This is a genomic window from Actinoplanes subglobosus, from assembly GCF_042650585.1.
In the GTDB taxonomy this organism is placed as follows: Bacteria; Actinomycetota; Actinomycetes; order Mycobacteriales; family Micromonosporaceae; genus Actinoplanes; species Actinoplanes subglobosus.
The window spans coordinates 113,146-136,263 of the sequence record NZ_JBHSBL010000010.1 but is presented as its reverse complement, the minus strand read 5'-3'; the positions used below and the strand labels follow the sequence as shown (position 1 = coordinate 136,263).

Below are 23,118 nucleotides of genomic sequence, written 5' to 3'. Positions count from 1 at the left end.
GTGGACTCCGCGTGACTGTGCCGGGCCCGTCGGAACGGTTTGCTGGTCGGCATGACGAATCACCGAACACCCGCGGTCGAGCTGCGGTCAGCGACCAGGACGTATGGGACCGGCGAGCGTGCGGTCACGGCGCTGGACCGGGTGGATGCCCGGTTCGAGCCGGGCACCTTCACCGCCGTCATGGGCCCCTCGGGGTCCGGAAAATCGACGCTGCTCCACTGCGCTGCGGGGCTTGACCGTCTCTCCAGCGGCGAGGTCGTCATCGACGGGACCTCGGTCGGTGACCTGAGCGAGCGTGCGCTGACCCGCCTGCGCCGCAGCCGCGTCGGCTTCGTCTTCCAGACATTCAATCTGGTTCCGGCACTGACCGCGGCGCAGAACGTGGCGTTGCCGCTGCGCCTGGCGCGGCGCCGCCCGGAGCCGGGCGCCGTGACCGCGATGCTGGCCGAGGTGGGTCTCGCCGGCCGCGAGCGGCACCGACCATCCGAGCTGTCGGGTGGTCAGCAGCAACGCGTGGCGATCGCCCGGGCGCTGGTGTCCAGGCCTGCGGTCCTGTTCGCCGACGAGCCGACCGGCGCGCTGGACGCGGCATCGGGCGCCTCAGTGCTCCGCCTCCTGCGCGAGGCGGTGGACCGGCATCGTCAGACGATCGTCATGGTCACCCATGATCCGTTGGCTGCGGCCACCGCCGACCGAGTCCTGTTCCTGGCCGACGGCCGGGTGTTCGACGAGCTCCCGGGTTCGGTCGGCGCTGAGCAGATCGCGCTGCACATCGCTCACGCCCAGCACACGGTGGTGGTCCGGTGAGCGCGGCGTGGGCGATGGTCCGGCATCGGTTCGCGAGCTTCGCCGGCACGTTCGTGGCGGTGTTCCTGGGCGTGGCCGTCGTCGCGGGGTCGGCGACGCTGTATCTGAGTTCGCGCCCACAGGCTCCGGCCCGCTACGACCAGGCTCCGGTGCTTGTCACTCCACCTGCCCCGGGCACCGGCGACCTCCGTGATCGACGGTCGTGGACGTCGGCGCAGGCTTCCGGCCTCGCCGACCGCCTGTCCATGATCGAGGGGGTTACGGCGGCGGTCCCGGACCCATGGTTCTACGTGCAGCGCCTCGAGTCGGGCCGGCCACTCGGCGACGCCCAGGCGTCTTTGATCGACGGACATGCCTGGTCGTCGGTGGCCCTCGGTGGCTACCGGCTGACCAGCGGGCGAGCCCCGGCCAAGGCCGGTGAAGTGGTGATCGGCACCGCGACACCCCCCGATGCCGCTACGCGCACCTCGGCCGCCAATGCCGGACTCGACGGGTCACCCACTGGGGTCCGAGCCGATACCGCCGTCACCGAGGCAACTGCCGGCCGGGTCTTTGAGGACGCAGCAGGGGGTGCGATGGCCGGCATTACCGTCGAGGACTCCGCAGCTGGGAAGGTGACAGTCGGCGGGGAGAAGGTTGCGCTGCTCACCTCGGCCGGGCCGGTGAAATGGCTGGTCACAGGGACGGTGGATGGGCCCGGGTTCTACGTCACGGATCGTGAGGCTGCTGGGCGGGCGTCGGGAGTTCAGGTCATCGGCCTGACCGTGAGCGGAGACCCGGAGCGTGTGGCGGAGGCCGCCCGGGCTGTCCTCGGGCCGGACGGGGTGGTGCGGGCCGGAGCGGAGCGGGATGCGCTCGAGCCGGGATCTGTCACCCGGATCCGGTGGATCGGTGCACAGTTGTTGATCGCGCTGGTCACGCTGGGTGCGTTCGCGACCGTGTTCGTGGTGTCGTCGACCTGTGCGCTCAGTGCGGCGCAGCGACGGCGCGAGCTCGGACTCCTGCGGGCGGTCGGTGCGACGCCGGGGCAGGTGCGGCGGATGATGCATGCCGAGACGGCTCTGATCGCGCTGCTGGCCGGTGTGCTCGGGGCTCCCGCCGGTATGGCAGCCGCGCCGCTGTTGGCAGGGCCGATGGTCCGAACCGGCCTGGAGCCTGCCGGGTTCTCCGTGACCTGGCAGCCGGCCGCACTGGCCGGTGCGATCGTGCTCGGGCTCGTCGTGTCCCTGGCCGGGGTGACCGCGGCCGCCCGTCGGGCCAGCCGGATCCCGCCGCTGGACGCGCTGCGTGAGGCGGCTGCCGATCCTCGTCCGATGACGCCGGCCCGCTGGGTCGTGGGGCCGCTCTGTGGGGTCGCGGGTGGAGCGCTGCTCGCCTCGATGCCGGCTTTGCCACTGGAGATGCGGAGTACCGCTGGGCTCGGCGCCGCCATGCTCCTGCTCTCCGCCGCCGCTCTGCTGTCGCCGGTGCTGATCGTGCCGCTCGTTCGCGTGGTGGCCCGCCCATGGCGGCGCACCGCGACCGGCATGCTGGTTCGGGAGGGCACGCTGACTGGTGTCCGCCGGGTCGCGTCGACGGCGGCTCCGGTGCTGGCGACCGTGGGACTGACAGTGTTGCTCGCAGGCACGGTCGCGACCATCGAGGTTGCCGCGGGTATCGATGAAACCGCGAAGTACCCGGAGGGGATCGTGATGGTCCCGGACGGCACACCGGGCCTGTCGGCAGCCGCGGTCACGGCGCAAGGAGCCGAACCCGAACTCGTCACCCGGATCCTGATGACCGTCGGCGACGCGACAGCCAGCGGCTATGCCACGGGCCGTGGTGACGCCCTGGTTCTCGATCGGTTCAGCGCCGAGAAGTTGGGGGCCGCGGCCGGTGACACCGTGGCTGTCCGGTTCGTCGACGGGGCCGAGACCGAGTTGCCGGTCGGCGCGGTGGCGGACGAGACGACATTGCCGTCGGTCATGGTCCGGGAGCACGATCCCGACGCGATGACCGGCATGCTCGTGTTGGACAAGACGCCCGTGGCAACTCCGGGCACCCGTGTTCTCCCGATCCACGACTTCGTCATGGAGGAGATCGACGAGGAGGGCCAGTTGGTCGACCTGTTCCTGCTGGCGCTGATCGGGCTCACCGCGGGATACACCGCGATCGCCGTCGGGAACACGCTGTTGATGGCAACCGCCGCGCGACGGGGCGAGTTCCGGGCGTTGCGGCTGGCCGGGGCCGGGACCGGTCAGGTGCTGCGAGTCGTCACCGCGGAGGCGGTCCTCGCGGTTGCGGTCGGGGCGATTCTGGGCGGGCTGGTCGCGGGCATCTCGCTAGCCGGGGTCCGGGCCGCTTTGGAGGACGAGATCGGCCGTGACATCGCTCTGGTGCTTCCGTGGGCTGCGACCGCCGGAGTCACCGCCCTATGCGCCGCACTCGCGGTTGCCGCCGCGGCGTTCCCGCTGTTGAGGGGGGCACGCGACAGCCCAGCGGGGGCCTCGTAGCGCGGCGCCGCCGGTGGGTGCATAGCGGCCAGGCACGGCGGGCCGCGCGCGGCGCGGCAGGCCCGGTCCACACGGCAAACCGTCCCTGCACGGCAAGCCGAGCCCACATAGCAACCGAGCACGGCATGGCAAACCGAGCACGACATCGCAGGCCAGAACCGGCTCGGGGCGGGATGCGGCACCGGAGACCGGTTGCGGCACGGCAAGCGCGGCGCGGCAAGCGCGGCACGGCGCGGCAAGCGCGGCACGGCGCGGCAAGCGCGGCACGGCGTGTGGGCTGTTCGTGGCCTTCGGCGGTCGGGCGAGGGGATGGTCGGGGAGGATCAGGGGTGGCTTGGTCGTGTTCAGCCAGGGGGTCGGCACTATGCGGGACGAGTCGCGGTCCGGTGGTGGGCGATGGCGGCCGGGTGGGCGATGGCGTCTGGTGCGAGGGATTGCCGTGGCGCAGGCGGTGGTTCTGGTGCCGCTGACCTATCTGTGGATGGGGCCAGCCAGCACAGCGGCCGCTGCCAATCCTGGTCCCGATCTCGGGGCCGGGCTGGTGGGGCTTGTTCTGATGGTGCTGGGCATGCCGTGGTCGGTGTTCGTCTGCCTGCTCGCCAACCGTTACGGGATGTTCGATAGCGGCCTGCGGGACCTGTTCGTCATCGGGCCCGCCGTGCTCAATGTCGGTCTGATGGCCTTCGGGCTCTGGTGGACCGCCCGGCATCCGGTGGAGGAGAGCGATTGGCAGGTCGTCAACGCCGAGGATCTCGAGGAATCGGATACTCGCCCGTCCTGAGCAGGATCGTCATGGGCCGGTGACCGGCTCACCGCGCGCAGGCAGCGGGACCGGCCGGCAGTAGAACCGGCAGGCAGCCGGACCGGCAAAGCAGTAGGACCGGCAGGCAGGCGGACCAGGAGGCAGCCGGACCGGCAAGGCAGTAGGACCGGCAGGCAGGCGGACCAGGAGGCAGCCGGACCGGCAAGGCAGTAGGACCGGCAGGCAGGCGGACCGGCAGGCAAGTGGACCGGCGGGCAGCGTGCTCCGTATCCGGGCAGGTGGAGCGGACGAGGCGGTGGGCAGGTTGGAATGGTGAGATGGGCTGGAGGTCAGACTGGGGTGGGTTCAGACCGGGCGGGGGGCCGCTGGGCCTCGGCGGCGCTTGGTGGTTCCTGGGGAGAAACGATGGGCCGCGGTGAGGGTTCGGGTGGACCAGCGCATCGCGTCGAGGGACAAGCCGGCCAGGTCGCCGGAGCCCCACTCGCCGTTCTCGTAGGCCCGGACCGCCCGCAGCACGTCGCCGAGACGGCCGGCTCCGACCGTCAGGGCGTCGGAGACCTCCATCGTCAGCGGCAGCTGTTCGGCCATCGCGGCGGGTGTCATCGCCATCAGCCGGGCCATGCCGGTGACCAGGCCGGCCACGAACGCCGCGCCGGGGTCGGCACGGAAACGTGGGGCCAGGCTCTCGCAGAGGCGCGCCTGCGCGAGGGCGGTCAGCAGCTGCTCCTCGGGGGCCTCGGCCACGTCGTCGACGACCATCAGGGTGGCCCAGCGTCGGATCCGGTTGAGGCCGACCAGCATGACCGCCTGCCGGACCGAGGAGATCCGGCTGACGACGCCGGCCGCGACCGAATTGCTGACCCGCAGGACGCGCAGGGCGAGCGCCGGGTCGCTGACGATGATCGAGGTGATCTTCTCGAGGGGCACGTCGGGGGACATCAGGGCGGCGACGAGTTCGAGGCGGCGCAGCCGGGACGGGGACAGGCTGGGGGTGCTGAGGACCTGCGGGCGGCTCAGCGCGTACCCCTGCCGCAGTTCCATGCCGTATTTGTCGGCGATCGCGACCTGCGCATCGGTTTCGAGGCGCTCGGCGATGAGTTCGATGCCGGGGTGTTCGCGGCAGGCGGCGACGATCTCGTCGAGGCGGCTGAGGTCGCCGTCGAGGAGGTCGAGTTTGACGTAGGACGCCAGGCCGAGGAGTTGTTCGTGGCCGGAGCCCCAGACGAAGTCGTCGAGCGCGATCTTGTATCCGGCCTCGCGGAGCGCGGTGAGCCCGGCGATGACCTCGTCGTCGACGTAGACCGTTTCCAGCACCTCGAGGACCACCTGTTCGGGGCCGAACGGCAACGGGAGCCGGCCGGTCACGAACTCGCGGGTGAGGTTGATGAAACATGGCCGGTTGCCGGCCACCTCGGCTATGCCGAACTCGGTGAACGCGTTCACCATGACGGCGCTGGTGGCGTACGTGTCCTGCCGCCCTGACGCGACGTCGTCCATACGGCCACGGAACAGCAGTTCGTAAGCCACGACGACGCCCTGGACGTCGAAGATCGGCTGACGTCCCACGTGTACCGCATCCAACACCGGGATTCCCACGCTGGAGGATTCGGCAGGGAAAAGGCCGACCTAAAGAAAGACGCGAGGAAACAAAGCCGAAACGGAGCCTTCCACCACGCGGAGCCGCATGTTGGGATGAGACAGCCGTCACAACTCATCGGTAAGAAGGGTTCCACCTCATGCTCAACCTCTCCGTGCTCCTGGAGGACAGCGCCCGCAACTACCCGGAGCGCGCCGCTGTGGTGCTCGGCCCGCAGCGCCTGACCTACGCACAGGTGAACGCCGCGGCGAACCAGGTGGCCGGGCTCCTGCGCTCGCGGGGCGTCCAGCCGGGCGACAAGGTAGCCCTGACCTGCCCGAACCTTCCGTACTTCCCGATCGTCTACTACGGCATCCTCAAAGCCGGCGCGGTCGTGGTGCCGCTGAACGTGCTGCTCAAGGGCCGGGAGATCGCGTATCACCTGCGTGATTCGGGCGCCAAGGCGTACTTCTGCTTCCAGGGCACCCCGGAGCTGCCGATGGGCGCCGAGGGTTTCGCCGGTTTCACCGAAGTGGAGGGCGCCGAGCACTTCTTCCTGATCACCGCGGATCCGGCGGCGGCCTCCCCGATCGAGGGCGCCGAGACGCTGGGCCAGGGGCTCGCCGGGCAGTCACCGGTCTTCGAGACGGTGCTGCGGGACGAGACGGATGCGGCGGTCATCCTCTACACGAGCGGGACGACCGGTCAGGCCAAGGGCGCCGAGCTGTCCCACTCGAACCTGGTGCTGAACGCTCTGACCTGCAACCGCCTGTTCGGTACCCAGCCGGCCACCGACACCCACCTGCTGGTCCTGCCGTTGTTCCACTCGTTCGGTTCGACCGTCAACATGAACGCCGGTTTCTCCACGGCCTCGACGCTGGTGCTGCTGCCCCGTTTCGACCCGGATGCCGCGGTGCAGCTGCTGCAGAGCGAGAACGTGACGTTCTTCGCCGGCGTCCCGACCATGTACTGGGGCCTGCTGAACGCTCTCAAGGACGGCGTGGACGTCGCACGGATCGCGGCGAACATGCGGGTCGCCGTCTCCGGCGGGTCGAGCCTTCCGGTGGAGATCATCAGGGCGGTCCGGGAGCGGTTCGGCGTCAGCATCCTGGAGGGGTACGGGCTGTCCGAGACCTCCCCGGTGGCGACGTTCAGTGCGCCCGGCAGCGATCCGCGTCCGGGCTCGATCGGCATCCCGATCTGGGGTGTCGAGGTGAAGCTGATCGACGACGAATGGAACAGCATCGACAACCCGGACGAGATCGGCGAGATCGCGATCCGGGGCCACAACATCTTCCGCGGCTACATCGGCCGGCCGGAGGCGACCGCCGAGGTGATGCGCGACGGCTGGTTCCGCACCGGTGACCTGGCCCGGCGGGACAAGGACGGCTGGTATTACATCGTCGACCGGGCCAAGGACATGATCATCCGGGGTGGCTTCAACGTCTACCCGCGGGAGGTCGAGGAGGTCCTGATCACGCACGAGGCGGTGTCGCTGTCGGCGGTGATCGGGGTGCCGCACGAGAGCCACGGCGAGGAGATCAAGGCGTTCGTGATCCTGAAGCCGGGCGCGTCGGTCACCGAGGAGGAACTGGTGGCCTGGGGCAAGGACCAGATGGCCGCCTACAAGTACCCTCGGATCGTCAAGATCGTCGAGTCGCTGCCCATGACGGCGACGGGCAAGTTGCTCAAGCGCGAGCTGAGCTGATCGGCCCGCGAACGAGACGCCCGGCGGGTCTCCCGCCGGGCGTCTCGTGCAGGGGAGGCGCCACGGCGAAAACAGTAGGGAGGCGCCAGGGCGAAACCAGAGGGAGGCGCCAGGGCGAAACCAGGCGGAACGCCACGGCGGAACCAGGCGGAACGCCACGGCGAAACAGGAGGGGCGTCGCGGCGAAAGCACACGGCGAGCCGCGGCGAAAGGCACAGGGAAAGCTTGCGCCCATAACGCACAGTGGACGTGCGATCCCACAGCGAGAGGCGACCCAGCGTGACAGCAGTTCAGGCGCCACCCCGCGCGGCGTTGACCCGCCTCGCGGGGCTCCGGCACACCTCGCCCGGCCGCCTTCAGCTGCTGCTAGCGGTTCTGCTCGTGCTGTCCGTCCTGACCGGTCTCGTCGCCGGCCTGACCGCCCGTTCGGCCGCCACCGGCACCGCGGATCTGCGTGACCGGGCCCAGCCGCTGCTGGCCGAGGCGGAGACGGTCTGGTCGTCGCTGGCCGACGCCGACGCGACCGCCGCGCAGGCGTTCATCACCGGCGGTCTGGAGCCGCCCGACCTGACCCGTCGCTACGACGAGCGGCTCGCCGCCGCCGCGACCGCGCTGACCTCGGCCGCCCGCCGGGTGCCGGAGGACAGCGACGGCGCCGAGGCGATCCGGGTCATCTCGACCGGTCTGGGCGACTACACCGCGCTGGTCGCCACCGCCCGGGCTCTCAACCGGCAGGGCAAGCCGGTCGGCGCGGCCTACCTGTCGACCGCCTCGCAGCTCAACCGGGAGACCTTGCAGCCGCAGGCGCAGGCGCTGTTCCAGCAGGCCCGGCGGGAGGCCGCCGACGGTTACACGGATTCGCGCAGTTCCTGGTGGCTGATGCTGCTGCTGGTCGTGGCGGTGGGTCTGGGGCTGGCGCTGGTCGTGACGCAGGCGCATCTGAGCCGGACCACCCGCCGCACGTTCAACGTGCCGCTGCTGACCGCCACCGGTCTGACGGTGCTGCTGGCCCTGGTCTGCACCGGGATCTTCGCGCACCAGCGGGCTCGGCTGGCGAGCGCCGACCGGGACGGTTCGGCTCCGGCGGAGGCGCTGGCCGAGGCGCGCAATCTGGTGTTGCGGGAGCGGGCCGACGAGGCGCTCACGCTGGCCGCCCGGGCCGGGCACGGCAAGCTGGAGGACGACTTCGAGCTGCTGCGGCAGCGGTTCGTGGTGACCGGGCCGGAGTTCGACGAGGTCGCCGTGCTGATGACGACGGCGAAGCAGCAGCACGACGCCTATCTGGCGATCCATGACAAGATCCGCGATCTGGACGACAACGGTGACTACGAGGGCGCGGTGAAACTGGCTGTCGACGGGGAGACCACGGCGACGTTCGACGGGCTGACCGCCGTGCTGGGCGAGGCGATCAGCGACCGGCGAGCGGCGTTCGACGACGAGGTCCGCTCGGCGGGGCGCGGGCTGGGCGCGCTGTCCGTCCTCGGGCCGCTGCTGGCACTGGCGATCGGCGTGTGCGCGGTGGCGGGGCTGCGAGCCAGGCTGGAGGAGTACCGGTGAGGGCTCGGGTGATCCGTACCATATTGGCGGTTGCCTTGACCGCGACCGTCGGCACCGCCTGCACCGACGACGGTCCGGCGACGACGGCGGAGCCGGAGGTCAGTGCGGCGCCGTCGCCGAGCGCCACACCCGGTGCCGCGCCCAGCTGTGACGCGCGGGCGAGTTTCCGGCCGACGAAGGGCGTGCAGATCACCGCCGGCACCCACATGCAGACGATCAAGGACCGGGGCCGGCTGATCCTCGGCACCAACCAGGGCAATGTGCTGTTCAGTTCGCGTGACCCGTTCACCGCGAAGATCGAGGGTTTCGACGTGGACATGGGCCGCGAGATCGCGCGGGCGATCTTCGGCGACCCCGATCGCCTGGAGATCCGGGTGGTCGCGAACGCGGACCGGATGGACCGGGTCGCGGACGGCACCGTCGACCTGGTGATCAGCACCATGACCACCAACTGTGCCCGCTGGGAGAGGGTCGACTTCTCCACCGTCTACTACGAGTCCGGGCAGCGGGTGCTCGTCGGCAAGGATTCGCCGGTGCAGCGGATCGAGGACCTCGGCGGACGGCCGGTCTGTGCGGTCTCCGGCTCCACCTCGCTGGACAATCTGGCGAAGGTGAACCCGCCGCCGGTGCGGGTCACCCGGGCCGACTACGGTTCGTGCCTGGTCGCCTTCCAGCTGGGCGAGGCGGAGGCGGTCTCCACCGACGACACCATCCTGGCCGGGCTGGCCGCGCAGGACCCGTATGCGAAGGTGGTCGGCCCGAGGTTCACCGAGGAGCCGTACGCGATCGCGATCGCCAAGACGCACCCCGAGTTCACCCGGTACGTCAACGCGGTGCTGGAGCGGATGCGCGCCGACGGCACCTGGGCGAAGATCTACGACCACTGGCTGGGCGCCTCCGGCCCGGCTCCGAAACCGCCCGCGGCCCGGTACCGATGATGACGATGCATGCCGCCGAGACCGAGCCGGCACGGTGCCGATGATGACGATGCATGCCGCCGAGACGGAGCTGGCGCGCCTGGAGAAGGCGGTCGCCGCGATCGCCGCGAACCTGGTCGAGCTCGACCAGAACCCGGACCGCCAGGAGCTGGGCCGGATCAGGCTGACCGGCCGGACCGCGACCGCGTGGGCCGACGCCGGCGACGCGCTGGCCCGTCTCTGGCAGGGGCACCGCCAGCTGGGTGAGGTGATCGACCGGGCACGGGCTCTGCGTTCGCAGCGGCGGATGAGCGACGCCGACCGGGCCGCCTTCCAGCAGGAGGTGCTGGGCAGCTCGATCACACTGTCGACCGCGACGGTGCCGCTGGCGCAGCGCGGGCTGCTCGGCTCCGGCCAGGTGATCTCCACCTGCACTCCGGCCGAGCTGCTGGCGGCGATGGAGGCGGCGTTCGCGACGGCGGTCGCGGTGGTCACCAGCGCCGGTGACGCGTGGCGGCGGGCGGCGCCGGCCGCCGCGGAGGCCGCCGACGCGCTGCTGCACGTGCGTGACCTGACCCGGCAGACCGCTGGTGGCCTGGCCGCCGAGACGGACCGGCTGCTCGACGAGGCCGACCGCCTGCTCGGCGACATCACCGGCACGCTGCTGTCGGATCCGCTGGGTGCGGACGTGTCCGGGCTGGCCCGGGTGCGGACGCTGATCGCTCGGGCCGACGCGGAGCGGACCTCCGCGGCCGAGCTGCGGGCCTCGCTGTCGCAGCGGCTGCGCGACGCCCGGACCGTCGTCGCCGAGATCGAGGCGGCCCAGACGTCCGCGGACACGGCCCGCGACGCGGTCACCGGGCGTTTCCCCGAAGACAAGATCATGGTGGTACGGGGTACCGACCCCCGCCCCGAGCTGGCCGCGATCGACGCGCTGGCCGCCGCCGGACACTGGGCACTGATCAGCCCCCGCCTGTCGGCCTGGAACCGGCAGGCCCGGGAGCGGCTGGCCGCGCTGCGGTCGGCGCAGGCCCACCACTCCGGCCTGCTCGCCGAGCGCAACGAGCTGCGCGGCCGCCTCGACGCCTTCCGGGCCAAGGCGCTGAGCCGTGGGCTCGGCGAGGACCCGGTGCTCGGCCCGCTCGCCGGGACCGCACGTGACGCCCTGCACCACGCGCCCTGCGATCTGGCGGCGGCGCGGGCCGCGGTCGAGAAGTACCAGGACGCCCTCTCCGCCACCATCGCCGCCCGGGAGGCCCGATGACCTGCCAGCGCCCCAACTGTTCCGGCACGATCGAGGACGGCTACTGCGACACGTGCGGCCTGGCGCCGGCCGCCGCCGCCCCGGTCCCGGTCACCGCCGCCCCGGTCACGGCCGCCCCGGTCACGGCGACTCCGGGCCGGTGCGCTCGCGGGAGCTGCGGCGGGACGATCGAGGACGGCTACTGCGACACGTGCGGGCTCGCGCCGGCCGCCGGTGCACCCGCCCCGGTGCCGGCACGGTCCGGGACCGCCTCCTCCACCCGCGGTTCCAGCGCACTCTCCACCCGTACCAGAGGAAGTGGCCGGACGTCGGGAAGCTCCCGGACCGGATCGGCCCGCCGGTTCGGCGGAGGCCTGGTGGAGATCGCGCCGGTCCGCACCGCGGACCCGGCGACCGCGGTGATGTCCGTGGCCGAGGTGCCGGAGTCCAAGCGTTACTGCGCGAAGTGCGCCAAGCCGGTCGGCCGGGCCCGCGGCGACCGGCCGGCCCGTTCGTCGGGGTTCTGCGCCAACTGCGGCGAGGCGTTCAACTTCACCCCGAAACTGAGCAAGGGTGACCTGGTCGCCGGGCAGTACGAGGTGGTCGGCCCGCTGGCGCACGGCGGCCTGGGCTGGGTCTACCTGGCGGTGGACAAGAACGTGTCGGACCGGTGGGTGGTGCTCAAGGGCCTGCTCAACTCGGGTGACGAGGACGCGCTGGCCGCGGCGGTGGCCGAGCGGCGGTTCCTGGCCGAGGTCGAGCACCCGAACATCGTCAAGATCTACAACTTCGTCGAGCACGACGGCGCCGGCTACATCGTCATGGAGTACGTGGGCGGCAAGTCGCTCAAGGACCTGCTCAAGGAGCGCCGCGGCGACAGGGCGGCCGACCCGCTCCCGGTGGACCAGGCGCTCGCCTTCGTGCTGGAGATCATGCCGGCGTTCGGTTACCTGCACGACCGTGGCCTGATCTTCTGCGACTTCAAGCCGGACAACGTGATCCAGTCCGGCGACCAGATGAAACTGATCGACCTGGGCGGCGTCGTGCACATCGACGACCAGGAGGCGGCGATCTACGGCACCGTCGGTTACCAGGCGCCGGAGATGGCCACCGACGGGCCGTCACCGCAGTCCGATCTCTACACGATCGGCCGGACGCTGGCCGTGCTCACCACCGACTTCCGTGGCTACCAGAGCACGTTCGCGACCAGCCTGCCGGACCGTGGCGAGTTCGACGCCTACCGCAAGCACGAGAGCTTCTACCGGCTGCTGCGGCAGGCCACGCACACCGACCCGGACCGGCGGTTCGCCGACGCCGCCGAGATGGCCGAGCAGATGCTGGGCGTGCTGCGGCAGGTCCTCGCCGAGGGCGGCACGCCGCACCCGGCGATCTCCCGGCAGTTCACCGGGGAGTTGCGCACCGATCTGCGCGACGACCGGGCCCGCTGGCAGGACCTGCCGACCCCGCTGGTCGACCTGAGCGACCCGGCGGCCGGCATGATCGCGTCGATCACCGCCGCCGACCCGGCGACCGTGCTGGCCCAGCTGGCGACCGCCCCGCAGGACTCGGCTGAGGTGGGCCTGCGGCAGATGCGGGCGCACATCGACCGCGGCGACACGAAATCAGCGGCCGCGATCCGTGACACGATGGACCCGGAGTGGCGGGTGGACTGGTACGACGGTCTGCTCGCGCTCTCCACCGGCGACCACGCGCGGGCCCGGCAGCGGTTCGACGCGGTGTGGTCGGCGCTGCCCGGCGAGCTGGCGCCGCAGCTGGCCCTCGGGTTCACCGCCGAGCTGGCCGGGGACGCGAAGACCGCGTGCGCGTACTACGACGTGGTCAGCCGTACCGATCCGGCGTTCACCACGGCGGCGGCCGGGCTGGCGCGGTGCCGGCTGGAGAGCGGCGACCGGGCCGGGGCGGTCGAGGCGTACAACCGGGTGCCCGGTACGTCGTCGGCCTACCCGATCTCGCAGATCGGCGCGATCCGGGCGCTGGTGCGTTCGCACCGGTCGGCGGTGGTCGACGTGGACTCGCTGACCACCGCGGCCGGCCTGATCTCGCGGCTGGAGGTGGAGGCGGCGCAGCTGGCCACCCTCCGGGCCGAACTGCTCGAACAGGTGCTGCGTACTCTCGGCGGCGGCGCCAAGATCGCCGGGGCGGAACTCGCCACGGTGATCGGCGGGCAGCCGGCTGAACGGCAGCCGGAACGAGACGTGCGGTTCGCGCTCGAGTCGGCGTACCGGGAGATGGCCCGGGCGACGCACGGCACGGAGAAGATCCGCCTGGTGGACCTGGCGAACGCGGTACGCCCGCGGACGCGTACGTGAGAGGGGCGGAACCGCGCTCATGACCTTGACGACCGACTGTGCCTCCTGTGAGGACGAGCTGGCCTCCGGCGCTACCTTCTGCGAGGTGTGCGGGCGTAGGCTCGCCGGACCGCCCGCCCCGGAGACCGCCACGCCGGCTCGCCAGGACTGCGCGCGGTGCGGGGCGGGGAGCTCCGTGGGCGACGACGGGTACTGCGAGGAGTGCGGCATGATGGCCGGCCGATCCCGCGATCATCTGGAGGCCGACGGCGGCACGACCGGTGCGGCGGTCAGCGACCGTGGCCGCCGCCATCACCGCAACGAGGACGCCATGTGGCTGGCCGTCGGTGACGACGCCGCCGACGTGGTGGTCTCGGACGGCGTGTCGGCGTCGTTCGACCCGGACGCCGCCTCGGACATCGCCGTCCGCGCGGCCGGCGAGCTGCTGGCCGGCGCCCGCCACCCGGACGCGCCGCCGGCCGACGACCCGGACGGGACCTCCGCCCTGGAGAACCTGGAGCGGCCGCCGGGCGCGGTCGGCCTGGCCGGTGCGGTCGCGCACGCGATCACCGGCGCGGCCGCCGCGGTGGCGTCACTGGCGCACACCGGCGATCCGCGCCGCGCCGCCGCGAACCCGGCCTGCACGATCGTGGCCGCCGCGGTGCGCGGCCCGCACGTCGGTTACGGCTGGGTGGGCGACAGCCGGGTCTACTGGCTCGGCCCGGAGGGACCGGCCGAGCAGCTCACCGAGGACGACTCGTGGGCCACCCACGTGATCGCGATGGGCGCCGACCCGGTGAGCGCGATGAACGATCCGAAGGCGCACGCGATCACCGCGTGGCTGGGCGCCGACGCCGGGCCGGTACGCCCGCGGGTGCGGTCGTTCACCGCCACCGAGCCGGGGCATCTGCTGCTGTGCAGTGACGGCCTGTGGAACTACCTGGTCGACCCGGGCGAGTTCGGCGCCATGGTCCGTGACTGCCTGGCCTCGGCGAACAGCCTGCTCGGCGCGGCGCGGGCGATGGTCGCCTACGCGAACGCGGCCGGCGGTGCCGACAACATCACGGTCGCGGTGATCCCGGTCCGCCCGGCCGCCGCCGACCCGGAACCCGAGACCACCGACCTCGACACCACCACCAACGCGTAAGGAGTCCCGAGAGTGTCGTACACCGCCGAGGCCTTCCAGAACGAGTACCTCGCCCTGGGCGCGAGTGAAGTCAACGCGATCGTGACGGTCACGTCGAGCGGTGGCGAGGGTGGCCGCCGCACCGGTGGCGCCACCGAGATCATCATCGTCGACGCGTCCGGTTCGATGCAGGCCGAGGGCCGCATCGGTGCCGCCCGCCAGGCCGCCAAGGCCGCCGTCGAGTGCATCGACGACGGCGTGCACTTCGCCATCATCGCCGGTGTCAGCACCGCCCAGCAGCTCTTCCCGGACCCGGGCCAGCTCGCGGTCGCCTCGCCGCAGACCCGGGCCGCGGCGTCGACGGCCATCGACCGGCTGCAGGCCAACGGCGGCACCGCGATGGGCGCGTGGCTGCTGCTGGCCGCCCAGCTCTTCGCGCAGCGGCCGGGCGACATCAAGCACGCCATCCTGCTCACCGACGGCGACAACGGCGAGCGGTACGGCTACCTCGACAGCGTCCTCGACCAGATCAAGGAGCAGTTCGTCTGCGACTGCCGCGGTGTCGGCGCGAACTGGAAGGTCGCCGAGCTCCGCAAGATCGCCGACAAGATGCTCGGCACCGTCGACATCGTGGCCAAGCCGATGGAGCTGACCGCCTCCTTCCAGCAGATGATCACCGCGGCGATGGGCAAGACGTCGGCCGACGTGCAGCTGAAGGTGTGGACCCCGGTGAACGCCTCGGTCCGGTTCGTCAAGCAGGTCGAGCCGCAGGTCGCCGACCTGACCGGCAAGCGGGTGGAGGACGGTCCGCGGGCCGGCCGGTACCCGCTCGGCTCGTGGGGCCAGGAGAGCCGCGACTACCACATCTGTGTGGACGTCCCGTCCGGTGCGTCCGGCGACGAGATGCTCGCGGCCCGGGTGCACATCATGGAGGGCGACACCGAGCACGCCCGCGCCCTGGTCCGGGCGGTGTGGACGGACGACACCGGGCTGTCCACCCGGATCAACCGGCAGGTCGCCCACTACACCGGGCAGGCCGAGCTGGCCGACGCGATCCAGGCCGGGCTGGCCGCGCGGGAGGCCGGCGACGACCGGACCGCGACCATCAAGTTCGGCCGGGCCGCACAGCTCGCGCACGCCAGCGGCAACAAGGCGACCGAGGACCTGCTGGCCAAGGTGGTCGAGATCGAGGACGCGGTGACCGGCACGGTCCGGCTGCGCCGCAAGGTGGCGGCCGAGGACGAGATGGCGCTGGACACCCGCTCGACGAAGACCGTGCGGGTGGGGCGCGGCCAGTGACCATGTACACCTGCCCGAAGGGGCACGCCTCGGCGGAGGGGGACTTCTGCGACACGTGCGGGGCGCGCATCGACGGCGCCGCCCCGGTCGTGCCGCTGATCTCCGTTCCGGCCGCCGAGCAGACCGCCGCGCCGGTCAAGGAGAAGTGCCCGAACTGCGGTTATCCACGCAGCGGGCCGTTCCGGTTCTGCGAGGACTGCGGTTACGACCACAGCACCGGCCGGGTCCCGCGGATCGACCCTCCGCCGGTGGTGGCGCCGGCCGGCCCGTGGACGGCGACGGTCGTCCCCGATCCGGACTACTTCGCGCTCAACGACATCGAGGGCGTGACGTTCCCGGCCGGCACGATCGCGCAGACGATCGAGCTGGCGCCGCCGCAGGTGCGGATCGGGCGGCGCAGCGTGTCGAAGGGCACCGAGCCGGAGATCGACCTCGGCGCCGCACCGTCGGACCCGGGCGTGTCGCACAACCACGCGCTGCTCACGTTCAGCATCGACGGCACCTGGATGGTGTCGGACGTCGGCTCGTCGAACGGCACCTGGATCAACGACGAGGAGCAGCCGCTCGCCACCGGTCAGTCCCGCACGCTGAAGGACGGCGATCGGGTCCACGTCGGCGCCTGGACCACCATCACCCTGCACGCGCCCGTCTAGCCCAGCACGGCCAGGGCGGCGTCGCCGATCTCCGCGCTGCGGCTGTAGAGCGACGCGCCCGGGCCGGGGGTGGTGCGCCCGTCGAGGCCGCGATAGTCGCCACCGGCTTCGGTGACGATCAGCGAGGTCGCCGCGAAGTCCCAGATCTTGCCGCTGGTCTGCACGGCCACGTCCAGGTCGCCGCGAGCCACCAGCAGGCCGGGGTGCAGCGACCACTGTCGCTCGTCGGCGGCGTCGATGAGGGCGGCGACGTCGGCCCGGTCCCAGTCGGGGACCACGCCGAGGCGGCTCGACGCCAGCTCGGGCGGGCTGCCGGCGGCGACCGCGATCTTCTGCTCGTCGACGATCCGGCCGTCACGCACCTCGGCCTGGCGGGCGCCGGCTCCGCGTACCGCCCAGAAGATCGTGCCCTGCGCTGGCAGCGCCGCGACGCCGACGGTGATCTCGCCGCGCTCCTCCAGCGCGATCAGGACCAGCCAGCGGTCGTCGCCCTCGACGAACAGGTGGGTGCCGTCGATCGGGTCGATGATCCACCGGCGGCCGGCCGTGCCGAGGGTCTCACCGTGCTCCTCGCCGAGGATCGTGTCGCCGGGGCGGGCCGCGGTCAGGACCTCGCGGATCCGGTCCTCGACGGCCCGGTCGGCGGCGGTCACCACGCTGCCGTCCTGTTTCAGCTCGCGGGGCAGCCCGGCGAGCGCCGCGAAGTGCCGGAGGCCCTCGGCCGCGCCGGCGAGCGCGGCCTGCTGGGCGATGTCAAGGTCATCAGGGATGTACTCAGCCACCCACTCATCCTGCCCGTGGTGGTTCGTGAGAACATCAAAGTAACAATGCGTACTCAGATAACCAGCGGTCTTGTCTTCACCGTCCCGGCCGGCCTCCCCCGCGGGCGGCACGCTCTGGACCGCGATCAGATCGTCGACGCCCAGCGTGAGCGGATGCTGATCGCCGCCACCGAGCTGCTGGCCGCCGACGGCTACCGCGGCTTCGGCGTCCGCGAGATCTGCGCCCGCGCCGCGGTGTCCCGGGCCGTCTTCTACGCCTGTTTCACCGACAAGGACGCGTGCGTCTTCGCCGCCTACGACCGGTTCATCGAGGTCTTCCTCGACCGGCTGGCCGCTGTCGACGGCGACGACTGGCCGGCGTGCGTCCGCGACTTCGTCGCGTCCTATCTGACCACCCTGGAGAGCGATCCGGTCACCGCCCGCGCCTTCCAGGTCGAGATGGACGGCCTCGGCCGCCCGGCACGGGAGCGTCGCCGCGCGGCTCTCACCCGACTCGCGGGATTCGTCCGAGACCTCAGAGCGAGACGATTTCCCGGTACGGGGGACCGCGTCCCGTTCAGCGCCTACCTCGGCGCGATCCACGCGTTGCGGCAGATCGCCTCCGACGCGCTCGACGCCGCCCCCGAACCCGACCTGTCCGCCCTGGTCCCCGAGCTGTCCGGCTGGCTGTGCCGGATGGTCGAACCCCCTGCCCCCGAGGAGCCCGCGTGACCGAGTGCACCGCACCCGCGGCCGAGGAGACCCTGCTGGCCGAGCTGCGGCGGGACAGCCCGCCGTCGTTCGGCGCGATGTTCCTGGCACGCGCCGGCCGTACCCCCGAGGAAGTCGCCTATCGCCGGCCGTCATCGGGAGCCGGCGGCGGAGAGTGGGTCCCGCAGACCTGGGCCGCGACCGCGCAAGCGGTCCGTGAGATCGCCGCCGGCCTGATCGCGCTGGGTCTGCGGCCGCAGGAGCGGGTCGCGATCGTCTCCGGCACCCGCGTCGAGTGGATCGAGGCGGACTTCGCGGTGATGTGCGCCGGCGGCGCGACCACCACCGTCTATCCGTCGTCGTCGCCGGACGAGGTCGAGCACATCCTCACCGACTCGGGCAGCCGGTTCGCGTTCGTCGAGGACGAGTCGCACCGGGCGAAGGTGGCGCCGCACGTCGAGCGGGTGATCCTGATCAGCGAGCTGGGCGAGCTCCGCGAGCGCGGCCGCGAGGCCCTCGGCGACGACCCGGAGCTGGTGGACCGGACCACCGCCGCGGTCGGGCCGGACGACCTGGCGACGCTGATCTACACGTCCGGCACCACCGGCCGGCCCAAGGGTGTGCGGATCAGTCACGGCGCGTGGGTGTACCAGGGGCTGGCGATCCAGGCGATGGGCATCGTGCGGCCCGACGACGTCGGCTACCTGTGGCTGCCGCTGTCACACGCGTTCGGCAAGGCGCTGCTCGCCTGCCAGCTGTCGGTCGGGTTCGAGTTCGCCGTCGACGGTGACGTCAGCCGGATCGTGCAGCGGCTCACCGAGGTGCGGCCGACGATCATGCCGGCGGTGCCGAGGATCTTCGAGAAGGTGTACGCCGGGGTCGGCGCGACGATCGGCGGCGGCCTCAAGGGCCGGCTGTTCGCGTGGGCGGTCCGGGCCGGGCACCGCAACCCGCTGGCCGACCGGCTCGTACTGGCGAAGGTCCGCGCCCGCTTCGGCGGCCGGATGCGCTATTTCATCTCCGGCGCGTCCGCCCTCTCCCCCGACATCGCCGCCTGGTTCGGCGCGATCGGCCTGCCGGTCGCCGAGGGCTACGGCCTGACCGAGTCGTGCGCCACCACGATCTTCAACCGGCCGGACGACCCCGAGTACGGCACGGTCGGCCGGCCGCTGCCCGGCACCCGGGTGCGGATCGCCGAGGACGGCGAGATCCTGCTGAAGGGCCCCGGCATCATGAGCGGTTACCACGGCCTGGACTCCGGCGAGGTGCTGGCCGACGGCTGGCTGCGCACCGGCGACATCGGCGAGATCACCGGGCGCGGGTCGCTGCGGATCACCGACCGCAAGAAGGACCTGATCAAAACCTCCAACGGGAAGTACGTGGCACCGCAGGCCGTGGAGGCCAGGTTCAAGGCGATCTGCCCGCTCGCCGGCCATGTCGTGGTCCACGGCGACAACCGCAAATACATCACCGCCCTGATCGACCTGGATCCCGACGAGGTGGCGAAACGGCCCGGCGCCGGCGACTACGCCACGTTCGTGACGTCGCCGGAGATCGTCGCCGAGATCTCCCGCTGCGTCGACGAGCTGAACGCGGGCCTCAACTCGTGGGAGACGATCAAGAAGTTCGCGATCCTCGACCACCACCTCGACGTGGAGAGCGGCATCCTGACCCCGTCGATGAAGATCCGCCGCCGGGCCGCCGAGGACCGTTACCGGTCGCAATTGGACAGTCTCTACCAGTAGGGTTCGATCATGCATCGCAGCCGCCTCTTCGGCATCTTCATCGACACCCCGTCCGCCGAGACGCCCGCCGCCGCGTCGTTCTGGGCCGGCGCGTTCGGCGCCACCGCCACCCCGGTGCCCGGCGAGGAGGAGTTCATCGCCCTGGTCGGCGCACTGCCCGGCCTCGCCGTCGACGTGCAGTCGGTCGACGACGCGCCCCGTTACCACGTCGACATGGAGACCGACGACGTGCCGGCCGAGACCGCCCGGCTGCTCGCGCTCGGCGCCACCATGGTCGCCGACCACGGCGGCCACAAGACACTGCGGGCACCCGGCGGTCACCTGCTCTGCGTGGTGCCGGTGCAGAGCGACCAGCACCTGTTCGAAACCACCGCGCGTACCTGGCCGTCGATCGATTAGGCTCACCGCCGCAATCGATCATGGGGGACTCCTTGAAGCCGTACCACCCTGTCCTGGCGTTCACCACCGTCCTGCTCGCCGCGGGCTGCACCACCCCGGCCACCCCGTCGGCCCCGGCACCGGCCACCGCCCCGGCCGTCTCCGCCGACCCGGTGGCACCCAGCCCCACCGGCCCCGGCGCGCGGGAGACACTGCTGGCCGCCCTGGCGAAGACGGAGAACGCCACGTACCGCTTCACCACCAGCGGCGCGGTGCCCGACGCCAAGAAGATCACCGGCTCCGGCGTCCACGACCCGAAGGCCAAGCGGATCTCGGTCAAGTACAAGATCACCGGCGGTGGCGCGAAGGCCGAGGCCACCCAGCAGATCGTCATCGGCACCGACCTGTACTCCCGGTCCAAGGACGGCGAGACCTGGGTCCACCTCGACCTGAAGCGGATCAAGAAGGACTCGTTGTACTACCGCGACATGACCGACCCCACCGGCATGTCCCGGTTCGTCGAGACCGTCGACACGGTCACGAGCACCGGCCCCAACGCGTACAGCGGAACCCTCGACATCGAGGGCGACCGCTTCAACGAGGGTTTCCTGCCGGTCGGCACCCCCGCGATCTCGATCCTGTTCGGCGGAAGCGCCACCTTCACCGCCACCACGGACGCGGCGGGCTGGGTGACATCCATCAAGGTGTCCCTGAAGGACAGCGCGGACACCCTCCAGATGACGACGACACTGACCGGGCACGGCAAGGCGTCCGGGATCAAGAAGCCCACCGATTTCGGCGAGGCCATGGACTTCTACTACAGCTGACCCGCCCCGGCCGCCGAACCTCGGTCACCCCGAGGCGCGGCGGCCGGCCCATCAACCTGGCGCCCGCGGCCCACAGCCCACTGCCCACGAAGCGCGGTCCACAGGGCGCGGCCACGGCCCACGGGGCGCGGCCCACGGCCCCACCGGCCCACAGAGCGCGGCGCACAGGGCGCGGCCCACGGCCCACCGGCGCAGGACGCTCGCGGCAAGAGCAGTCCAAGCCAGAGCAATCCGGCAAGATGTTCGAGGAACCAGCGGCCCTGGCTCGAAGCTTTCCGACCCGCCATCAATGCGGCCGCCTGCTTCCCCGCCACCACCCGGCCCGGCTCCCCCGTCGCGGCCACCTCACCCACCGCGGCCAAGTCCCGGCCCCTGCCACTTCACCGTCCACAACCCCATCACCTACAACGCCATCACCCGTAGCCCCATCACCCGTAACTCCCTCGCCCGCATCAGCCGCCCGACGAGCCGTGCCCTGAACCAAATCGCACCGCGACACCGGGACGGATCGTGGTGGATGCCAGGACCGTTAGATCGAGCACTTCCACCGAACTCCGCAAGATCGCGGAATGACGGGCCGCGGAACATGCCCACCCGGAGCCGCGCCGGCCACGCGCTCCGAAGGCGTCAAAACTGCAAGAACAACGCTGGCGCCATGAACCAGTCATATACCCTCTAATCGCTCAGAAGGACAGGAAGCGGCTCGCGCCACGACGGAACGACGGCCAGCGAACACCAGCAGACGACAGGCGACGGGCCGGGGCGGGCCGCGGGCGGGCGACGGGCGGCGGGCGGGCGACGGGCGGCCGGCGGCCGGCGGGCCGCGGGCGGCCGGCGGGCCGCGGGCGGCCGAGCGACAGGCGGCGGGCGGGCGGCAGGCGACGGCCGGGCGACGGCCGAGCGACAGGCGACGGCCGGGCGGCAGGCGGGCGACGGCCGGGCGGCGGGCGTGTGCGTCAGGTGTCGAACAGGTCTGCTGCCCGCGTAGCTCTCAACAACCACCGCAAATGTGGCTGCGGATCATGCAGATGGCAGGTGGCCTGCCGGGCTTCGGCCACCCGCCGTGCCGCGACCAGCATCCGCAATCCGGCCGCGTCGCAGAAGTCGACGCCCGCGACGTTGATGTGGATCTGGCGCACGGGTGCGCTCAACCCGATCAGGTCGTGCACGCGTGTCAGGTCGTACAGCTGGCTCTGGAGCGCGTCGACCGACATCGCGTCGAGACTGCCGTGCAGGGTGATCAGCAGACGGTCGCCGTCGCGTGCCCCGTCGATGCGGGTCGCACTCACCAGGGCGCCTCCTCCGGCCGGGAACGGACGATGGCCCACACCAGTTTGCCGCCGCGGGCGGGGAGGGCGCCCCACGACGAGGCGGCCACGCTGACGATCCGCAGACCGAGACCGCGGTCGGACAGTGACGGCCCGAGGGGACCGGCCACGGGGGCCCGCACGCGGGGCAGCTCGGTGTCACCGTCGTAGACGGCCAGGTGCAGGGCGGCCCCGGCGCCGGTGCCGCGCGACGACACGATCACCTCGATATCGGTACCCGCATGTTCGGCCGCATTCACCACCAGCTCGGATATGACCAGCCTTGCCCGTTCACACAGATGGCCGAGGCCCCATCCGGTGCAGGCCTCGGTCACCAGTGATCGGGCCTGGAGGGCGGCCGCCGGGTCGGGGGGTAGCGCCAGGTGCATCCGGTCGGGCAGCGGGTGCTCGCCGTTGAGCGCGGCCCGGGCCTGCTGCACCGTCGCGTACAGCACCATCCAGTCCCGGGCGCCGAGCCGCCGCAGCCGGCGGGCGAGTGGCGTGTTCGCCGGCACGCAGATCGCGATGGCGACCGGCGGCGCCATGGCGGCGCCCTGCGAGCACGCGGTGAGCCACAGTGGGGCGCTCACCGCGTGCGGGTCGCGCAGGTGGTGCAGGTCGACGATCACTCCGGTGGGGTGCTCGGCCAGGCATTTGTCGAGCACGGTGCGGGCCTGCGCGGAGCGCCGCCGGTCCCAGCCGCCCCACACGGAGAGCTCGATGACCGCGGTGTCGGCGTCGATGACCGCCAGCACCGAGTCCGCCACCGCGTCACCGGACCATCCGATCAGATGCGGTGAGCCCGCACTCATGTCCCCTACTCCCGGACCTCCGTTGTCTCACGGTGCGCCGCGACACAGATGAACCGCGTCAATGCCGCCGCCGCAATTCTTGATTTCTGCGAATGACAGCGTCAACGGAGATTCACCATCCGCGACG

Annotated in this window: 19 protein-coding genes; 15 read left to right on the top strand and 4 right to left on the bottom strand. The window is 71.8% G+C overall.

All coding sequences use genetic code 11. From position 1 onward, the window contains the following. Nucleotides 1-51: 51 nt before the first annotated feature. The 3 genes from ACFO0C_RS10990 to ACFO0C_RS10980 all read left to right on the top strand — a co-directional run bounded on the left by ACFO0C_RS10990 (nt 52) and on the right by ACFO0C_RS10980 (nt 4,080). Nucleotides 52-807 (top strand): ABC transporter ATP-binding protein, encoded by a 756-nt coding sequence (locus ACFO0C_RS10990; RefSeq protein ID WP_378066476.1) that lies wholly within the window; start codon nt 52-54, stop codon nt 805-807. Further along, nucleotides 804-3,299: an ABC transporter permease gene (locus tag ACFO0C_RS10985; protein WP_378066475.1), complete on the top strand. Its 2,496-nt coding sequence runs from the start codon at nt 804-806 to the stop codon at nt 3,297-3,299. Before ACFO0C_RS10990 ends, ACFO0C_RS10985 begins: the two co-directional genes overlap by 4 nt. Before the next feature lie 439 nt (nt 3,300-3,738). After that, entirely contained in the window at nt 3,739-4,080 is a 342-nt protein-coding gene (locus ACFO0C_RS10980; protein WP_378066474.1) for a hypothetical protein, read from the top strand. 327 nt (nt 4,081-4,407) lie between these two features. Here ACFO0C_RS10980 and ACFO0C_RS10975 read toward each other — a convergent pair whose 3' ends face one another. Then, entirely contained in the window at nt 4,408-5,628 is a 1,221-nt protein-coding gene (locus tag ACFO0C_RS10975; protein ID WP_378066473.1) for an EAL and HDOD domain-containing protein, read from the bottom strand. Between the two features lie 170 nt (nt 5,629-5,798). Here ACFO0C_RS10975 and ACFO0C_RS10970 point away from each other — a divergent pair, with 170 nt between their 5' ends. From ACFO0C_RS10970 to ACFO0C_RS10935, 8 genes are all read left to right on the top strand, one after another. Continuing rightward, nucleotides 5,799-7,346, top strand: a complete 1,548-nt coding sequence (locus ACFO0C_RS10970) for a long-chain-fatty-acid--CoA ligase (protein WP_378066472.1) — start codon at nt 5,799-5,801, stop codon at nt 7,344-7,346. Between the two features lie 279 nt (nt 7,347-7,625). After that, complete coding sequence (locus ACFO0C_RS10965) at nt 7,626-8,903, top strand: hypothetical protein (protein WP_378066471.1); 1,278 nt, start codon at nt 7,626-7,628, stop codon at nt 8,901-8,903. Nucleotides 8,904-8,938: 35 nt separating this feature from the next. Further along, nucleotides 8,939-9,841, top strand: a complete 903-nt coding sequence (locus ACFO0C_RS10960; protein ID WP_378066470.1) for a glutamate ABC transporter substrate-binding protein — start codon at nt 8,939-8,941, stop codon at nt 9,839-9,841. Nucleotides 9,842-9,884: 43 nt separating this feature from the next. After that, nucleotides 9,885-11,084 (top strand): hypothetical protein, encoded by a 1,200-nt coding sequence (locus ACFO0C_RS10955; RefSeq protein ID WP_378066469.1) that lies wholly within the window; start codon nt 9,885-9,887, stop codon nt 11,082-11,084. After that, nucleotides 11,081-13,393 carry a serine/threonine-protein kinase gene (locus tag ACFO0C_RS10950; protein ID WP_378066468.1) on the top strand — a complete coding sequence of 771 codons (2,313 nt, stop codon included), beginning with the start codon at nt 11,081-11,083 and terminating at the stop codon, nt 13,391-13,393. The genes ACFO0C_RS10955 and ACFO0C_RS10950 overlap by 4 nt, the downstream gene beginning before the upstream one ends. Nucleotides 13,394-13,568: 175 nt before the next feature. Beyond that, complete coding sequence (locus ACFO0C_RS10945; protein WP_378066467.1) at nt 13,569-14,519, top strand: PP2C family protein-serine/threonine phosphatase; 951 nt, start codon at nt 13,569-13,571, stop codon at nt 14,517-14,519. 12 nt (nt 14,520-14,531) lie between these two features. Then, nucleotides 14,532-15,797 carry a vWA domain-containing protein gene (locus tag ACFO0C_RS10940; protein ID WP_378066466.1) on the top strand — a complete coding sequence of 422 codons (1,266 nt, stop codon included), beginning with the start codon at nt 14,532-14,534 and terminating at the stop codon, nt 15,795-15,797. A gap of 2 nt (nt 15,798-15,799) precedes the next feature. Continuing rightward, nucleotides 15,800-16,450, top strand: coding sequence for an FHA domain-containing protein (locus tag ACFO0C_RS10935; protein WP_378066489.1), 651 nt, complete (start codon nt 15,800-15,802; stop codon nt 16,448-16,450). On the opposite strand, the gene ACFO0C_RS10930 is transcribed toward ACFO0C_RS10935, so the two are convergent. Beyond that, nucleotides 16,447-17,232 (bottom strand): inositol monophosphatase family protein, encoded by a 786-nt coding sequence (locus tag ACFO0C_RS10930; protein ID WP_378066465.1) that lies wholly within the window; start codon nt 17,230-17,232, stop codon nt 16,447-16,449. The two genes, ACFO0C_RS10935 and ACFO0C_RS10930, sit on opposite strands and share 4 nt — an antisense overlap. Before the next feature lie 45 nt (nt 17,233-17,277). Between ACFO0C_RS10930 and ACFO0C_RS10925 the strand changes: the two genes are divergently transcribed. Genes ACFO0C_RS10925 through ACFO0C_RS10910 form a run of 4 tightly spaced genes read left to right on the top strand, consistent with a single transcriptional unit; the run spans nt 17,278 to nt 20,872 of the window. Then, on the top strand, nt 17,278-17,943 hold the full coding sequence (locus ACFO0C_RS10925; protein ID WP_378066464.1) for a TetR/AcrR family transcriptional regulator: 666 nt from the start codon (nt 17,278-17,280) through the stop codon (nt 17,941-17,943). After that, nucleotides 17,940-19,667: an AMP-dependent synthetase/ligase gene (locus tag ACFO0C_RS10920; protein ID WP_378066463.1), complete on the top strand. Its 1,728-nt coding sequence runs from the start codon at nt 17,940-17,942 to the stop codon at nt 19,665-19,667. Before ACFO0C_RS10925 ends, ACFO0C_RS10920 begins: the two co-directional genes overlap by 4 nt. Before the next feature lie 9 nt (nt 19,668-19,676). Then, nucleotides 19,677-20,066, top strand: a complete 390-nt coding sequence (locus ACFO0C_RS10915; protein ID WP_317792200.1) for a VOC family protein — start codon at nt 19,677-19,679, stop codon at nt 20,064-20,066. Between the two features lie 20 nt (nt 20,067-20,086). Continuing rightward, entirely contained in the window at nt 20,087-20,872 is a 786-nt protein-coding gene (locus ACFO0C_RS10910; protein WP_378066462.1) for a hypothetical protein, read from the top strand. A gap of 956 nt (nt 20,873-21,828) precedes the next feature. Here ACFO0C_RS10910 and ACFO0C_RS10905 read toward each other — a convergent pair. Together ACFO0C_RS10905 and ACFO0C_RS10900 are read right to left on the bottom strand one after the other, a co-directional pair. Next, the gene (locus ACFO0C_RS10905) at nt 21,829-22,161 is read right to left on the bottom strand and encodes an STAS domain-containing protein (RefSeq protein WP_378066461.1); all 333 of its coding nucleotides are present in this window, start codon (nt 22,159-22,161) and stop codon (nt 21,829-21,831) included. Then, entirely contained in the window at nt 22,158-22,991 is an 834-nt protein-coding gene (locus ACFO0C_RS10900) for an ATP-binding protein (RefSeq protein ID WP_378066460.1), read from the bottom strand. The genes ACFO0C_RS10905 and ACFO0C_RS10900 overlap by 4 nt, the downstream gene beginning before the upstream one ends. Nucleotides 22,992-23,118 lie beyond the last annotated feature (127 nt).